This is a genomic window from Mesorhizobium sp. LCM 4577 (assembly GCF_001854795.2).
GTDB lineage: Bacteria > Pseudomonadota > Alphaproteobacteria > Rhizobiales > Rhizobiaceae > Mesorhizobium > Mesorhizobium plurifarium.
On record NZ_MDDU01000018.1, the window covers coordinates 39851 to 54198 of the forward strand.

The window sequence follows — 14348 nt, forward strand, 5'->3', positions numbered from 1 at the left end:
AGTCCCTCTTGGCTCTCCAGTTTCGTTAATTCTTCCTCAGTTCCTCAGTTCCTCAGTTCCTTTCCCTCGCCTCATGCATCAGCAGCGCCGCCTCGGTGCGGTTGCGCACATTGAGCTTGGCCAGCACCCTGGTCATGTGATGCTTGACCGTCTTCTCCTGCAGCGACAGTCGGGCGGCGACCTCCTTGTTGCTCAGCCCCTCCGCGACCAGTTTCAGGATTTCGGCCTCGCGGCCGGTGAGCTGGCTGAGCGGATCAGGCTTGCCGCCGGTGGGCTGCAGAAGGTCGGAAAGCAGCCTCGCCGAGAGGCTCGGCGATACGTAGCTCTGGCCGTTGGCGACGTCGCGCAGGATCTCGGCCAGCGCCTTGGAGCCGACGCCTTTCAGCACATAGCCACGCGCGCCGGCCTTCAGCGCCTGGGCCACGTCGGCATTGGTCTCCGACACGGTGAGCATGACGATCTTCTGCTCGGGCATCGTTGAAAGGATGCCGGCGAGCGCATTGAGACCGCCGCCCGGCATGCTGATGTCGAGCAGGAGGATATCGGGCGTGCTGGTGCGCGCCAGCCTTTCGGCGTCCTCGGCGCTGGCGCCTTCGCCCACGAGTTCGAAGCCGCCTATTTCGCCGAGGCTGCGCGCCACGCCCTCGCGAAACAGGGGATGGTCGTCGACTATTGCGATGCGGATGGACGTGCTCACGGTTGCTCCTCGACAGACAAGGTGATCACCAGTCTTGTTCCTCCCGGGCCGGTCAGCGTTTCGAACTGTCCGCCTATGCTTTCGATACGCTCCCTGAGGCCGGCAAGCCCAAGGCCCTCGCTTCGGGCCGGATCGAAGCCCGGGCCGTTGTCCGCAACCTCGACGAGAAGCTTGCCGCCTTTCGTCGTGGCCCTGACTTGCTGGCCCTTGCCCTTGCCGTGCCGGAAGGCGTTGTTCAGGCCTTCCTGCACGAAGCGATAGATGCTGATCTTTTCCGAGGTGCCGAGTTCCGGCAAGCGCTCCGGTAGGGTTAGCAACACTTTGGTGTCGGTGCGCCGCTCGTGCTCGGCCACCGCGAGCCGCAAGATGTCGGCGATGGCCTGTGTCTCGATTTGCGGCAGCACCAGTCCGTTGCAGATGCCGCGTATCTCGCGCATCGCTTCGCCGAGCGTCTTGTGGATGCCGGCGATCTCGGCCTCGCGCAGCGTGCTCGACGTGGTCGGATCGACCAGCGCCGGGCTGTCCATCCTGAGCGCGGCGAGCGCCACGAGTTGCGCCGGCCCGTCATGCAGGTCGGCGCCTATGCGCCTCAGATAACGCTCGTTGATGGCGGCGGCGCGGCGCGAGGCGCGCTGAACGCGCTGCCGCAGCGTCGAGTTCTGCGCCAGCGCCGCCTGCAACTCCGCGACCTTGGCCTCGAGCGCCGCCTGCTGGGTAACGATGGTGCGGCTGCCCCGGAATACGATGCCAGAGAGCAGGGCAAGCGCCGCCGCCGTGGCGCCTGCCACCACCAGCCAGCTCCATAACAGGGCCGAGTGCAGCGATTCCTCGAAATCGCCGGACAATTCGTAGAATTCAGACACGGCCACGACCTCGCCCGACCAGGGTTCGCGCACCGGGTTGTAGATCTCGAGCAGCGGGACCCCCATCGACCGTTCTTTCTCGTCTTCCTCGTCTGCGAGCCTGTTGGAGTTGTATCTGACCATGACATTGCCGGCGAAAGCGGCAACGAGATTGACGTTGGGCTTGATCTGCCTGCCGATGAGGCTGGCGTCCTTCGAATAGAGAATCGTGCCGTCGCGCCGCCAAAGCTTGAACGAGACCAGCCTTTTCCCAAGGGCCCCTTGGCCGAGCGTCTCGTCCAGCGCCCGCTTGACGGTGTCGTCCAGCTCCTGGCTCTTGCGCATGTCGGGCAGCAGCGGCGCGATCACGCTATCGACATAGAGCGCGGTGGTGGCCGCGGAATTGTGCAGGACGCCGTCACGGATTTGCGATGTCACCCACAGTCCGACCACGAGCATCACCGCCAGAAGGCCGATGCCGCCCGCGATCACGAACTGCCAGGCAAGCGAGAGCCCGCTCCAGATTCGTGCAAGACGTTTTAAATACCTCCCAAACATCGGCACCGCTCACCCACCCGTCCAGGAGAGTATAGGCGAGGGCAGGCAATTGCGACACCGACCTTGGTCCGTGCCCGTAGGGAAGGTTAATGGCGGGCGGTTTGCCGGCCCGCACCGGCGGGCGGCTCCGATTCGCGGCCGGGGAAGGTTGCTCATGCTTCCCGACGGCAAAAGCCCGCGCCACTCCTGTTGACGGGGAAGACGCGGGCCGGTTGCCACCTGGATCTGGATCATCTCTTGCGGCTCTACGTGCCGAGACAATCACCATTTAGGCCCGAGGTCCACATCAAAAGACATATGCTTCGGTGGATATAGCGCTGCCTTGAGATGGATGCCGGCCGTCTACCGTCATCCGCCCTTCGTTGTAGTTCCAATCATATAGCGCTTCACCCATCGGCCGCCCGCTCGCAACGCCGCGTCCCATCGGCCGCTCCATCCCGATACAAGCCGCTGGAGTCGCGGCAAAACTTGCCCCCAAAAGAAGTCAGGGCCAAGCTGTTGATGGTCTGAACGACCGCCGCATATATAACGGGCTAAAACCTTGGGGGTCTTGGCAACGCATTATGGACGCCGGTACAGACAAGAAAAAAAGAAATCAGCGGCTGTCGGTTTTTGAGCTCGAGGCGTTGCGGGAGGCTTTCAAGCGGTCTGTTCGTGAGAACGGTGTCGTGGAAGCGGAATGGGCGCGGCACGCCGAGCTTTTCGTCAAAAGTACACTGCAAAAAGGCAGCCGTCCCACGCGGGCCTGACGTTCGGGCGCTCCGGCGCCGGATGGATTTCATTGACGCCGCCGGTCGGACCATTGCGTTGGCGCATAGGACCTCAGCAACAATTGCGGGCGCAACGGGAAGTAGACACTCTATCCCTGCGCCGGCTCCCCCCAAGGAAACCCAATGGTCGGCGCTTCAGCCCGGCCTGCCTGTCAAAGAGCCGTACTCTTTTACCGCCAAGGCAGGCCGGGCTACCCCAACCGTCGATTCGGCCTCCCACGTCCGATATCCTTCGAGACACGGCGCAATTAACGGATGCGCGGGGCCGGCATTCTAGCGCGGAACGAAAGGCGGGCAGGCGCGTTTTCCGCCGCGATGTCGAGGATCCCTCATCATCACAAGGCCGAAAGACCTTTTCAGGCCTCGCTTGCCGAGGCCGAGCGCCTGGCGCGCGCACAAAAGAACGCCAGGCTGAAGGATCTTCGCACCCACGCTTCGTGGCTGGTGCTCGATCCGCAGGCGCACTTCCAGGAGGAGATCGATTGTTCGGCGTTGCTCGGCGACCTGCCGATCCGAAAGGTCGTCCGCGACGGCTAAAGCATGTCTCCCGAAGTGGAAACCGATTTCGGGATAAAGACATGCGCAGAATCAACAACCAAGAGCGCATGGAGCGAATCTGAAGGCTCGCGACGCGCTTTAGGTCCTTGCGGCTTTCAGCCTCAGGCCGCCTGTAGCCGGGCTGCGCCATCCCCGCGTGATATCTCGACCAGCCGCGCGATCGCCCATGGCGCCATCAGTGCGAAGAATGCCGTGACATCGAGGAAGATCGACCGCGCCAGATCGAAACTGCTGTGGTCGTAGCAGACTGCGAACTCCATCACGCTTGACCCTTTTTGACCCACCCGTTGCGCATGTCGTTTCGCGCGTCTCACTAGCATGGTCCTGATTTGCAAAAAATACAAGGCACGGCTAATGTATATGTTAAGTAAGGCGCTGCTGGCGCATGCGCGGTCATGCCGGCTGAAGCGCCTAGAGCGTGTCGCGATCTTTCAGATTCGCTCCCTGCGCTTTGGGCTTTTGATTCTACACATGTCTTTGCCCCGAAACCGGTTCCCACTTTCGGGAGACATGCTTTAAGCCGGCTTCGGCCAGAACAGCCAGATAAGGGCCACTGCCGCCAAGGCCCAGAGCGCGATCATGAAGGCGAGTCCGGCCTTGCTCACCGGCTTCTCGCGTCGCATGGCCTCTTCGCGGAATTCCTGCATCAGATCGGCTGGGACCAGCTTGACCGCGAGCATGATGCCGACAGGCACGATCAGCAGGTCGTCCAGATAGCCGATGATCGGGATGAAGTCCGGGATCAGGTCGACAGGGCTCAGCGCGTAGGCCGCGACGGCGCCTGCGGTGGCTTTTGCGTACCAGGGCACGCGCGGATCGCGGGCGGCGATCCAGAGCGCCACCACATCGCGCCTGATCTTGCGCGCCCACTGCTTTGCCATATCGAGCATAGACATGCGGCCCTATATACGGGCGAGCGGGTCTTCAGGCCATGTGGCGATCGAGAGCTCGGCCTTCTCAGGCGCAATCCTTCAGTTCCACAACCTCGACGCCGAGGCGGAAGGCCTGGCCGTCGGCATAGGAGCGCGCATGCTGCTCGGCTTCGAAGGGGAAGATGAGCGTCGTACCGTAGGCGGTGACACGCACCGTCCACTTCTGGCCTCTGACGAGTTCAACGCCGTGAAGCTTCGCCGTAACCATCTCACCCTCCTCAGATCCGGCACGTCAGCGACATCCGCATAACGTCGCCAAAGTCATTTGAATACAAATAATCCGACCAAATCGTGTCGTTGCGGCGTCGATTCCGACATTTGGCCGTTTGCGTCCGTGAAATGGTTCACCGACAGCGGCGCCTTTTTTCGGCCGGGCCGCAAAAGGGGGCGGGACGCCCTGCCTGGAACCGCGACGGTCCCGGTCAGGTTAAAGTCTTGGTTCATAAGGAGGCCCCCATGATCCGCAAGCTGAAATCGGGCGAATATCGGCTCTATTCGCGCAAGATCGATCCCAGGACCGGCAAACGCCGCAATCTGGGCACCTTCAAGTCGCGCGAAGCGGCCGAAAAGCACGAACGCGAAGTGCAGTATTTCAAGCGGCACTAGTTAGTTTTCGCGACGTGGTGGCGATCGCGTCATCCATGCGGTCTCGGCGGGGTGCGTGGGCGCGGGTGGCCAGGCACATTGGAGCCGATATGGTCGAGGTCGCAACGTCGCGTGATCATCTCGACCGACTTGGTGTCGACGCTCACGCGCCCCAGCACCTGCACGGTCGTGCGGCCGAGGTCGTCATCGACATGGACGACCTCGCCCTCGAGCCTGAGCTTGTCGCCAACCTTGGCGTTGGGCTCGACCATCGAATAACTATGGCTGTTGCCGTCGAGCGTCAGCGTCACGCGATCCTTGACGCGCTCGGTCACCGTCGCGACCACTGCCACCCTGTCCCCTATTTCAACAACGGGCCGTATCATTGCGGCCTCCTTTCTGCTCCGTGCGGTTGTTGGCCGGGAGCCAATTGCTGTCGACATGACGGCGCCGGCAGCTGCTGAAATAAACGAGAAAACAAGTGTTTGGTTGCCTCTGAGCTACCTGCCGCTATGGCCCGGCCGATCACCTGAAGCCAGATTGTGCGGCAGATACTGCGTTCAGTCGCCATGCCGGGCGATGCCATCAACAGCATCGGGAAGGTGATGCGCGTGCCTCGATCGACCGCAAGGCCGAGCACCGTTCGCATATGCCTGCCGTCTTGCCCACCGAGGTGCTGTGGCTTGGCCCGCGCGGAACCACGCGGGCCGCCAGATGTTCCTTGTGATCACAACGACAACAGGGGCGGCATATGGTTGCGCCACGCGCGGTTTGGAAGGGTTTTCTGAAGGTCGGGTCGGTCTCGTGCGGCGTGAAGCTGGTCGGCGCGACCAGCGAAGCCGGAAAGGTTCATTTCAAGATCCTGAACCGTAAGGACGGCTTGCCGGTGAAAAGCGCCTATGTCGACGAGCAGACGGGTGATGTAGTCGAGACCGAAGATCAGACCAAGGGCTTCGAGTTAGAGAAGGATGATTTCGTGGAGATCGAGCCCGACGAGATCAAGAAGCTGAAGCTTACTTCGGCACATACGCTGGAGGTCGATGAGTTCGTGGCCTTGGATGACATCGATACTCGCTACCTGGAAAAGCCTTATTATCTCATTCCCGCCGACGGCGCGGCCCTGGAGGCCTTCAGTGTGCTGCGCGAGGCGATGAAGGAGAAGCGGGTCGCTGCAAGATCCTGCGTGGTGCTCTACCAGCGCGGCCGCGAGGTGGTGATCCAGCCCTTCGACAAGGGCATGCTTCTCACCGAACTGCGTACCCACAACGAGATGGTTTCGGAGAAAAGCGTCTTCGAGGATCTGAAGTCGCCGAAATACGACAAGGACCTGCTGGAGATCGCCGAGCTCCTGATCGACAAGAAGGTAACGAAGTTCGACCCGTCGAAATTCCAGGACACTTATGAGGATGCGCTTATCGCGATGATCGATGCCAAACGCAAGGGCAAGAAGCTGCCGAAGGCCGCACCCAAGCCGAAGGAAAACGTCATCGATCTGGCTGCGGTGCTGAAGAAGAGCCTCGCCAAGGAAGGCATCAAGGCTCCGTCGAAGACGAAGCCCGTCCGCAAGTCTGCTTGATCAAGACTGGAGATAATCGTCCAAGCCGCGTCATCCGTTCCCTCCGTCGGATTTGCGATGCATCGCTTGCCACATCCTACCCTGGGGGATAGGTTGCGGCATGACGATACACAGCTCCCATCCCGATATCATCGCCCGGCTCAAGCGCGCGCACGGCCATCTCGCCGCCGTGCTCGCCATGTTCGAGCAAGGCCGCTCCTGCCTCGATCTCGCCCAACAGCTCCACGCCGTCGAAAGCGCCGTCGGCAACGCCAAGCGCGAGCTGATCCACGACCATATGGAGCATTGCCTTGTCGAAGGCGGCGAGCCGACCAGGGACACGCTCAAGGAGCTGAAGCAGCTCACCAAATATTTGTGAGGCGGTTGATGTGGGAAAAATTCTGGACTGGTTCGGCTTCGGCACGCATGGACATGACCATAGCGGGCATGACCATGGGAGGCATGGCCACGGACCGCCCGGCCATACGCATGGCGTGATCGACGCCACCATCGCCACCACCGATCGCGGCATCTGGGCGATCAAGTGGTCGTTCGTGATCCTGGCGATCACCGCCGCCCTGCAGATCGTCGTCGTCATGGCTTCGGGCAGCGTGGCGCTGCTTGCCGACACCATCCACAACATCGCCGACGCGACCACGGCCATTCCGCTCTGGATCGCTTTCGTGCTGGTGCGGCGAAAGCCGACCCGCACCTTCACCTACGGTCTCGGCCGGGCCGAGGACCTGGCAGGCATCGTCATTGTGCTCATCATCCTGGCGAGCGCGCTTGTGGCTGGATATGAAGCCGTCAACCGCCTGTTCAACCCGCAGCCGGTGCAGTTCCTGGGCTGGCTCGCCGCGGCCGGCGTGATCGGCTTCCTCGGCAACGAGGCGGTGGCCGTGTTCCGCATCCGCGTCGGCCGCCAGATCAACAGCGCGGCCTTGATCGCCGACGGCTATCACGCCCGCACCGACGGGCTCACCAGTCTTGCCGTCGTTGCCGGCGCGCTCGGCGTCTGGCTCGGCTATCCGCTGGCCGACCCGATCATCGGCCTCATCATCACCGCCGCTATCTTCGGCATCGTCTGGCAATCGGCGCGCTCGGTGTTGACGCGCATGCTGGACGGCGTCGAGCCCGGCCTCGTCGGCGAGATTCATCATGCCGCCGACCATGTCGTCGGGATCGAGAGGGTGGTCGACGCGAAGGCCCGCTGGCTCGGCCACAAGCTGCATGTCGACGTGGAAATCGCGGTCAATGATGGGCTGCTGCTCGCCGCCGCGAACAACATCGCCGCATCGCTCAAGGCCGAGCTCTCCGCGCACATTCCCGCGCTCGACGTCGCCACGGTGCGCTTTGCCGAGCCACGGACGGAAGGGGGCCACCATCATGCGCCCGATCCGTTCCTGGTCTCCGGCAAGCTCGCCAGCGGGCTGCTCGAGATCGTCGACACGCCGCAGGGCGAGCGCATGCGGCTGCGCCTGTCGCGTCACGCCGAGGGCCTGCGGGCGAACGTCGCCATCGAAAGGGCGGACGGCGCGGTCGAAAGCCTGCCGCTGTCGCCGGTCGGCGGCGACCATCACTACCTGCAAAGTCTGGTCGCCCCGGCTGAGCCGCACGAATTCAGCGCCAGGCTGCAACTGGCTGCGGGTTCCGACAGCGAGGATCTGCCCTTTGCCATGGCCGAGCCTGAAGGCCATCACCATGAGCACGCGAATGGATGATACAGGCACTCTTTGAGTACCAGCGCGAAATCTACCTGGCGATAACGCAACACTAAGGGCGCGCGGCGTCGATGTTCGCCTTCCGCCTCGTAGCTGGGCTGTTTGACGCCAAACGGACCGATGCAGCGTAACGGCCCTTCGGAATCCCGCCGGGACTGCGTCAAAGATCAGCTACCTGTCCTGGTGTGTGTTTGATCGAGCGCCAGCTTCAGCCCTTTGGCCAACTTCCCGACATCGTCATTTGCCCAGAAATGCATGAAGAACAGCCGGGGTTGATCGTCGAGCATGTGGTTGTGCACGGCGGTCACTTCTATCCCGCTTTCCCGCAAAGCTCGTAGCACCGGGTTCACTTCGGATGCGATCAGAACGAAATCGCCGGTGATCGCGGCCTTGCCGCCGCCGGTGGGCTGGAAGTTGATGGCAATCGCGGAACCCATTGCATCAGGCACGTCCATGCCATCGTCCTTGATGGTCTCTGCGCGCGGGATGCTGATCTGATAGACATCGCCGTTGACCTTGCCTTTGTGGCCAAGCGCCTTGTCAATGGTTTGCGTGTCGAGATCGATCGCTTTCGAAGCAGCGGCGGCGCTCGCCGGTGCGTCCGACAGCGGCGTTCCACTTTGCTGCAACGCCGAATGCAGCGCCGTGGCCAATTTCTCCGGATCGCCGTGCCCCAGGACGTGCATGTACATCGTCTCCGGCTGGGCTCTCTGCAGATGATTATGAAGAGCCGTGATCTCAATGCCGCTTTCGATCAGTTTCATCATCACCGGGTCGATCTCGGGCAAGGTCAAGACGAGATCGCCCATCACCATGGCGTCGTGATCGCCCATGGGCTTGAATGCGAGCCACGAACCGAGCGCCAAGGCTGGTTTGAGTTCCAAGCCGTCGAGAGTGACTTTCAGGTCCGAACGAGGCAGCCCGACGCGATAGATGCCCCCTGGCACCTCTTGGCCGGATTTCCCGAGTGCCTGCGCTACCGCCTTCCAGTCGGGTGCGGCAAGCGAGGGTTGGGCAATTCCAAGGGAGGCTGCCAAGGCGAGGCCAGTTATGATTTTTCCACGCATGATTTGCTCCTGTGTTCAGCCCAGGCGCCCAAATGGAAAACGTCTGCCGTTCCGAGATGCCGTCACGCTCGCGCAATTGTGATGCGCTCGGTCATCAGGCCGCCGGCTCGCGTGTTCGTCGCTCTTTTTGGCACGAGCGCTGATGCGCAACGCGTCACCGCACGCTGATCAGCGCCGTGCCGGCGATGGCCAACAGCGCGCCGGCCCAGGCGGCTGCGGTCGGCCTTTGCCCGCTGCGCAGCCACACCATCGGCAAGATGATGACCGGCGTCATCGAGGACAGCGTCGAGATGATGCCGACATTGCCTGTGCGCAGCGCGGCCATCAGGCAGGACATGCCGAGCGAGGTGCCGACGAAGGCGGACAGCACGGCGAGCCCGACCGTGCCGAACTGGGCGGCCTCCCGCTTGCCCCTGCCGAACGGCGTCGCTGCAAGGGCGACGAACAGGATCACGGCGAGGCCCGAGCGCAGCGCCATAGCCGTGAACGGTTCGACGCCAACAGCCATGGCCGGCCGCGCCAGAAGCGTGCCGATCGCCTGGCCGAGCGCCGTTATTACGCCGAGCACGACGCCTGGTCCGAGGCGCCCGGTGAGCGGCGGGCCGGGCACAGTGCTGACCGGCACGGTGGAAGGGGTGACGACCGGCATCGCCGGCGCCAGGTCGCCGCGCTTGAGGAAGCGCCGCGGCATGCCGATCGCAAGCACGACGCCGGCAAGCACCAGCGCTACGCCCAGCGCCTGCCAGTGGCTGACGGTTTCGCCGAGCACGAGATAGCCGAGCGCCAGCGCGAAAGGCGAGGTGAGCGAAAAGAGCAGCGCCGTGATGCGCGGGCCGACCGAATAGATGGTGGTGAAATAGGTCGTGCTGGCGATGCTGATGCCGGCGAAGCTCGATCCGGCGAGCAGCCAGAACTCCCTTGGTCCGATCGTGTGCCAGCCGCCGATCGCCAGCGACACCGAGCCGGTCATGACGAAGGTCGCGAGCATTTGCCAGCGCGCGAGCTGGAGGAGGGGAACGCGGCCTTTGAGCTCGCTGAGGAACATGGAACTCAGCGCGCTGCACAAGGCGGCGGTGACGGCGAAGGCTTCGGGGGCGAACATGGCTGGCGACTGCGAATCCGGGAGCCGGACAATTGCCACGCTTACGCCAGCACGAGGCCCGCGGCTAGGCTGTGCGGGGCCGCGGCCTGCCGAAGATCATCCAACTGGCCCCGATCAGCGCTGCGGTGGTCGCAAGAAGCACCGCGAGGCTCGGCAGATGCAAGAACACAGTCCGCCAGCGCGGCTCGATCACCGCGCCGGTGCTGAAGGTCTCGCCGCTGAACTGGCACAGGATCCAGGACGCGCCGCTGCGCACCATCTCGGCATCGATGTCGGAGATCAACGCCTTCGCCTCATGCGCTGCCGACGGCATCGTCGCCATGTAGGTGAGCAGCGCCTTGGCGGTGGCGAGATAGGCGTGGCTGCATTCGTTGAACGGGCTCTCCTCATCGCCGAGGCTGCCCGGCATCAGGCCCCAGAGGCAGTAGGTGTATTGCAGGTTGCCGTGATTGTAGAGCCGCCGGAAGGTCGGATCGGTCACCGTCTGTGCTTGCGCGAGTGCGAGAATGTCGCCGCGATAGCGCGCGATCACCGCCATCTGGCCATGGGTGAGGCTGGGGATCTGGATGCCGGGAGGCGGAAGGACGGAAGATCCGCTATGGGCTTGGGCCGGGGCAGCCAGGAGGAGGGCGAAAAGGGTCGCCAAAAAGAAATTGGCCGCCAGGGCGCGGAACCGTGGCGGCCAACGCATCGGATTTCAGGCGTAGCGGCGGGCAGGGCTGCGCTGGTCACGCACCGCGACCACGCGTTCGGCAACCGCGCCGAAACCGAGCCCGACGACGGTCCACAGCACGAGCTGGATGCCGAGCGAGGCGACCCGGAACTGCCAAAGCACCGTCGCCGAGAAGGTCTCCGGCACTTCGTTGATGTCGGGCAGCGCCGCCTTCACCAGCGCGAAGACGACGAGGAAAGCCAGGCCCGCGACGATCGAGGCGTTCCAGGCGCCGAGCCGGTTCCACAGCCGTTGCGCCAGGCCGACCGCCGCCACCATCGCCGCGATCGACACCACGATCATGATGAAGAACAGCTCTGTGCGGTAACCGATTGTCTCGGCATTGCCGACAGCCGGTGGGTTCGCCGGGTATTTGAGGCTCGGAACCACGATCACGGCCAGGAAGCCGAGCAGCGCGATCAGCGCCGAGGTGCCGCGCGGGCCGAGCGAGCCCAGCCGGCCATAGGCATAGGCAAAGACCAGCGAGAACAGCCCGCCAAGGGCGGCGCCATAGATCAGCACGCCGGTCGCCAAGCCAATACCGGCTTGTGTGGCGCGGCTGACCATCTCGGGCTCCGGCGCCTCGCCGGCGGCCTGGGCCTGCTGTTCCTCGAAGGCGATCGCCTTATCGACCTGCGGCTCGCCATAGACGCGAGCAAAGGCGAATGCCAGAATCCCGGCGACCAGCCCGACAAGCAAGCCGCGCAGCAAGAGTTTTCCAACCATGTTCAGAACCCTTCGTCGAAAGCGGGTTCAGCGATGCTGAACCGCTTTAGTGGCAGGGGAAGCCGAGCAGGTGGCGGCCGTCATGCACGAATTCGTGCACCGCCGTGCCACGGATCAGCGAGGTCGCGCCTTCTTCCGCGCCGACGAAATAGAGCATCAGCATCAGCATCAGGCCGGCGAAGATGGCCCAAGGCAGAAGCTCGCGGACCGGAATCGCAACCGGACCGTAGCTGGGGGCGAAAGTGGTGTCGGACATATTTGACCTCCCTTGGGATACTGCGTCCCGTTGATCGAACAATGCTGCGGAATAAGGCCTGACTTTCGGCTTGTGCCGATCACAGTGGCGCGACCGTGCCGGACTCGCACCGGCTTCCAATCCCGTATAGCGCTAAAACACTTGTCAGCACTTCGTTCGCCTGTCAACGACATGTAATGGCCAACGCGGCCTCGCGCGGCTGAAATTTCACTGGACCACGGAGTTTTGGGATGTTCGCCCGCCTGACGATGATCGCAAGCGGCGCGACGCAGAGCACGCGCAAGGGCTGCTTTCCGAAGGACGAGGCGCCGGAGCCGAGCGCTCTCAAGCGCGCCGGCGCGATCGCTTCGTCGCTGCGCCGGGCCGACCGCGTCTGGACGAGTCCGGCGCTTGCGGCGCGCGGAACGGCCGAAGCGCTCGGCCTGGACGCGACGGTCGAGCCGCTGCTTGCCGAGCAGGATTTCGGGCGCTGGGCCGGCAAAGGTTTCGAGGAGGTGCAGGCCGAGGATCCGGAAGGCATGGCGGCCTGGCTTTCCGATCCGGACGCCGCGCCCCATGGCGGCGAGTCGCTTGCCGCGGTCGCCTTGCGTGGCGCGGCGCTGATGGAGCGCCTGGCCGGCGAGGGCGGCCACACCATCGCGCTCACCCATGCCGTGCCGATCCGCGCCGCCATCGTGCATGTGCTGGGCGCGCCGCTCTCCGCCGTCTGGAAGATCGACATCGAGCCGCTGTCACACACCGAATTCCGCAGCGACGGGCGCCGCTGGGTGCTGCATGCGAGCGGCGTGGTCGCCGCCGCGAGATAGCGCTGGAAAAGCACTTGCCTGGCGACGAGCGGTCGCCGGCGAAGGCGAAGTCCGCCGTTTCAGCGATCGCTAACGGAACGGAAACGCCTCGCTGCTAGGGTGCGGCCCGTGGCGAGGAGAGCCTCGCCCGAGGAGTCCGTCGCCTATGGCCGAATATCCCGAGACCGAGCGCCGCCTTCATGTGCGCGAATTCGTGCTCAAGGAAGCCACGATCATTGCCAATGGCGTCAGGATCGGCTGTTCGGTCAGAAATCAGCACGAGCAGGGCGCGGAATTGCGCGTGGCCGCCGGTATGGACATCCCGGAACGCTTTCTGCTCGAGGTTCCGGCCGACGACATGGCCTATCGCGCTTTGGTGCGGTGGCGGCGCAACGACCGCGTCGGCGTGGCGCTCTACAGCAACGCGCCGAAGGACTGACGCGCAGGCATCTCACCGATCCGTCACTTGATCCTGTCTGTTGCAGGCCAACACCATGATCCGGTTCTGAAGCAGCGGCGCCGCTCGCCGCCCTTCGCAGGATCAGCAACAGCGGCTCGCCCCGCAGCATGGCTGGCTTGCCGCCTTCTGTTCCGTCAGCCAGCGGTCGCGCGGCTTGCAGCTTGCCGGTCGTGGCGTCAGCTCGACCTCGATGACACCGCCAACGACGCTTGGCTGAGCCGCCCGGTGCAACTCCATGGGGCGGACGCCGTCACTGACCTCAAACGTCAGCTTCGCCGCCTGATCGAGAGCGACGTGGTCCGAAACCTTGCGGATGATCGCGGCGAACTTGCCGGCTGGCATATGGACCGGGCCGCCTTCGTCCACGTCCCATAGCTGGACGAATATCTCCGACCATGATTCCGGATTCGCTTCGCAATCCAGCGCCGCGAACTGTCCCGCCTTCACCTCGGTGACATGGTAGCCCGGCTTCACCGCCCGTCCGCCGTAGCGGAACACCAATGGCTTGTCCTTGCAATCGGCCAGCGCCGCCATGAGATCGCCGATGGTCAGGTCGGAGGGGTCGACCGGGGTGACGTTTTTCCGGTTGTCAGAAGAGAGCATGTCGGCTATTCCTCATTTCAATATTTCAAGGATTATTGAAACGTGGATGAACGTCAAGCCTTGATCGCCTTTGGCGCGCTGTCGCAGGAAACACGCCTGCGCCTGTTGCGCCTGTTGGTCGTCGCCGGACCGGAAGGCATTTCCGCCGGTTCCCTCGCCGAACAAGTCGAGGTCTCGCCCTCCAATGTCAGCTTCCATCTCAAGGAATTGGAACGGTCTGGCCTCGTGACCGCGAGGCGCGATGCCCGCTCGATCGTCTACAGTGCCGAGTACGATGCGCTGTCCGGGCTGATCCGCTTCCTGATGGAGGATTGCTGCTCGGGTCGCCCGGAAATCTGCGCGCCGGCGCTTGCGGCGTCTTGCTGCCGGCCGGGCGAGAGGGCGCGGCAGTGATCGGTGCGCCCCGCTGCCCAACGCAA

Annotated in this window: 21 protein-coding genes and 1 riboswitch; of the genes, 9 read left to right on the forward strand and 12 right to left on the reverse strand. The window is 63.6% G+C overall.

Annotation, left to right across the window (positions count from 1 at the left end; translation table 11 throughout):
* Window positions 1-52: 52 nt before the first annotated feature.
* Both LCM4577_RS19700 and LCM4577_RS19705 read right to left on the reverse strand, forming a co-directional pair.
* On the reverse strand, window positions 53-697 hold the full coding sequence (locus LCM4577_RS19700) for a response regulator transcription factor (protein ID WP_071036181.1): 645 nt from the start codon (window positions 695-697) through the stop codon (window positions 53-55).
* Entirely contained in the window at window positions 694-2097 is a 1404-nt protein-coding gene (locus tag LCM4577_RS19705; protein ID WP_041009273.1) for a sensor histidine kinase, read from the reverse strand. The genes LCM4577_RS19700 and LCM4577_RS19705 overlap by 4 nt, the downstream gene beginning before the upstream one ends.
* 563 nt (window positions 2098-2660) lie before the next feature.
* On the opposite strand from LCM4577_RS19705, the gene LCM4577_RS19710 reads away from it, so the two are divergent.
* Both LCM4577_RS19710 and LCM4577_RS19715 read left to right on the forward strand, forming a co-directional pair.
* The gene (locus tag LCM4577_RS19710) at window positions 2661-2846 is read left to right on the forward strand and encodes a hypothetical protein (RefSeq protein WP_041010875.1); all 186 of its coding nucleotides are present in this window, start codon (window positions 2661-2663) and stop codon (window positions 2844-2846) included.
* 336 nt (window positions 2847-3182) lie between these two features.
* The gene (locus LCM4577_RS19715; protein ID WP_041009275.1) at window positions 3183-3404 is read left to right on the forward strand and encodes a hypothetical protein; all 222 of its coding nucleotides are present in this window, start codon (window positions 3183-3185) and stop codon (window positions 3402-3404) included.
* A gap of 122 nt (window positions 3405-3526) precedes the next feature.
* Here the strand turns inward: LCM4577_RS19715 and LCM4577_RS19720 are convergent, their stop codons facing one another.
* From LCM4577_RS19720 to LCM4577_RS19730, 3 genes are all read right to left on the reverse strand, one after another.
* Window positions 3527-3688 carry a hypothetical protein gene (locus LCM4577_RS19720; protein ID WP_157900478.1) on the reverse strand — a complete coding sequence of 54 codons (162 nt, stop codon included), beginning with the start codon at window positions 3686-3688 and terminating at the stop codon, window positions 3527-3529.
* 252 nt (window positions 3689-3940) lie between these two features.
* On the reverse strand, window positions 3941-4321 hold the full coding sequence (locus LCM4577_RS19725) for a YkvA family protein (RefSeq protein ID WP_071072992.1): 381 nt from the start codon (window positions 4319-4321) through the stop codon (window positions 3941-3943).
* Between the two features lie 61 nt (window positions 4322-4382).
* Window positions 4383-4565, reverse strand: a complete 183-nt coding sequence (locus LCM4577_RS19730; RefSeq protein WP_041010878.1) for a hypothetical protein — start codon at window positions 4563-4565, stop codon at window positions 4383-4385.
* A gap of 248 nt (window positions 4566-4813) precedes the next feature.
* On the opposite strand from LCM4577_RS19730, the gene LCM4577_RS19735 reads away from it, so the two are divergent.
* Window positions 4814-4963 (forward strand): hypothetical protein, encoded by a 150-nt coding sequence (locus tag LCM4577_RS19735; protein WP_112100506.1) that lies wholly within the window; start codon window positions 4814-4816, stop codon window positions 4961-4963.
* 29 nt (window positions 4964-4992) lie between these two features.
* Here the strand turns inward: LCM4577_RS19735 and LCM4577_RS19740 are convergent, their stop codons facing one another.
* Window positions 4993-5328, reverse strand: coding sequence for a hypothetical protein (locus LCM4577_RS19740; protein ID WP_131803328.1), 336 nt, complete (start codon window positions 5326-5328; stop codon window positions 4993-4995).
* Between the two features lie 365 nt (window positions 5329-5693).
* On the opposite strand from LCM4577_RS19740, the gene LCM4577_RS19745 reads away from it, so the two are divergent.
* From LCM4577_RS19745 to LCM4577_RS19755, 3 genes are all read left to right on the forward strand, one after another.
* Window positions 5694-6518, forward strand: a complete 825-nt coding sequence (locus LCM4577_RS19745; protein ID WP_071072996.1) for a Ku protein — start codon at window positions 5694-5696, stop codon at window positions 6516-6518.
* 100 nt (window positions 6519-6618) lie between these two features.
* Window positions 6619-6876, forward strand: coding sequence for a metal-sensing transcriptional repressor (locus LCM4577_RS19750; protein WP_071036188.1), 258 nt, complete (start codon window positions 6619-6621; stop codon window positions 6874-6876).
* 10 nt (window positions 6877-6886) lie between these two features.
* Window positions 6887-8218, forward strand: coding sequence for a cation diffusion facilitator family transporter (locus LCM4577_RS19755; protein ID WP_071072998.1), 1332 nt, complete (start codon window positions 6887-6889; stop codon window positions 8216-8218).
* A 167-nt stretch (window positions 8219-8385) separates the two neighbouring features.
* Here LCM4577_RS19755 and LCM4577_RS19760 read toward each other — a convergent pair whose 3' ends face one another.
* The 5 genes from LCM4577_RS19760 to LCM4577_RS19780 all read right to left on the reverse strand — a co-directional run bounded on the left by LCM4577_RS19760 (window position 8386) and on the right by LCM4577_RS19780 (window position 12081).
* Window positions 8386-9285 carry a DUF1259 domain-containing protein gene (locus LCM4577_RS19760; protein WP_071073000.1) on the reverse strand — a complete coding sequence of 300 codons (900 nt, stop codon included), beginning with the start codon at window positions 9283-9285 and terminating at the stop codon, window positions 8386-8388.
* 154 nt (window positions 9286-9439) lie between these two features.
* Window positions 9440-10387 carry a DMT family transporter gene (locus LCM4577_RS19765; RefSeq protein WP_071073002.1) on the reverse strand — a complete coding sequence of 316 codons (948 nt, stop codon included), beginning with the start codon at window positions 10385-10387 and terminating at the stop codon, window positions 9440-9442.
* A gap of 64 nt (window positions 10388-10451) precedes the next feature.
* Window positions 10452-10925 carry a hypothetical protein gene (locus tag LCM4577_RS19770; protein WP_131803485.1) on the reverse strand — a complete coding sequence of 158 codons (474 nt, stop codon included), beginning with the start codon at window positions 10923-10925 and terminating at the stop codon, window positions 10452-10454.
* A 159-nt stretch (window positions 10926-11084) separates the two neighbouring features.
* Window positions 11085-11825 (reverse strand): CbtA family protein, encoded by a 741-nt coding sequence (locus LCM4577_RS19775; RefSeq protein ID WP_071073005.1) that lies wholly within the window; start codon window positions 11823-11825, stop codon window positions 11085-11087.
* A gap of 46 nt (window positions 11826-11871) precedes the next feature.
* Window positions 11872-12081 carry a CbtB domain-containing protein gene (locus LCM4577_RS19780; protein ID WP_040980324.1) on the reverse strand — a complete coding sequence of 70 codons (210 nt, stop codon included), beginning with the start codon at window positions 12079-12081 and terminating at the stop codon, window positions 11872-11874.
* 1 nt (window position 12082) lies between these two features.
* Window positions 12083-12226: riboswitch (adenosylcobalamin (AdoCbl) riboswitch) on the reverse strand.
* Window positions 12227-12311: 85 nt separating this feature from the next.
* On the opposite strand from LCM4577_RS19780, the gene LCM4577_RS19785 reads away from it, so the two are divergent.
* Together LCM4577_RS19785 and LCM4577_RS19790 are read left to right on the forward strand one after the other, a co-directional pair.
* Window positions 12312-12887 (forward strand): histidine phosphatase family protein, encoded by a 576-nt coding sequence (locus tag LCM4577_RS19785; protein ID WP_071073007.1) that lies wholly within the window; start codon window positions 12312-12314, stop codon window positions 12885-12887.
* 145 nt (window positions 12888-13032) lie between these two features.
* Window positions 13033-13305 (forward strand): hypothetical protein, encoded by a 273-nt coding sequence (locus LCM4577_RS19790; RefSeq protein WP_052457634.1) that lies wholly within the window; start codon window positions 13033-13035, stop codon window positions 13303-13305.
* A gap of 102 nt (window positions 13306-13407) precedes the next feature.
* Here LCM4577_RS19790 and LCM4577_RS19795 read toward each other — a convergent pair whose 3' ends face one another.
* The gene (locus LCM4577_RS19795) at window positions 13408-13929 is read right to left on the reverse strand and encodes a DUF6428 family protein (protein WP_040980327.1); all 522 of its coding nucleotides are present in this window, start codon (window positions 13927-13929) and stop codon (window positions 13408-13410) included.
* A gap of 42 nt (window positions 13930-13971) precedes the next feature.
* On the opposite strand from LCM4577_RS19795, the gene LCM4577_RS19800 reads away from it, so the two are divergent.
* On the forward strand, window positions 13972-14322 hold the full coding sequence (locus tag LCM4577_RS19800) for a helix-turn-helix transcriptional regulator (protein WP_040980329.1): 351 nt from the start codon (window positions 13972-13974) through the stop codon (window positions 14320-14322).
* The last annotated feature ends 26 nt before the right edge of the window (window positions 14323-14348 follow it).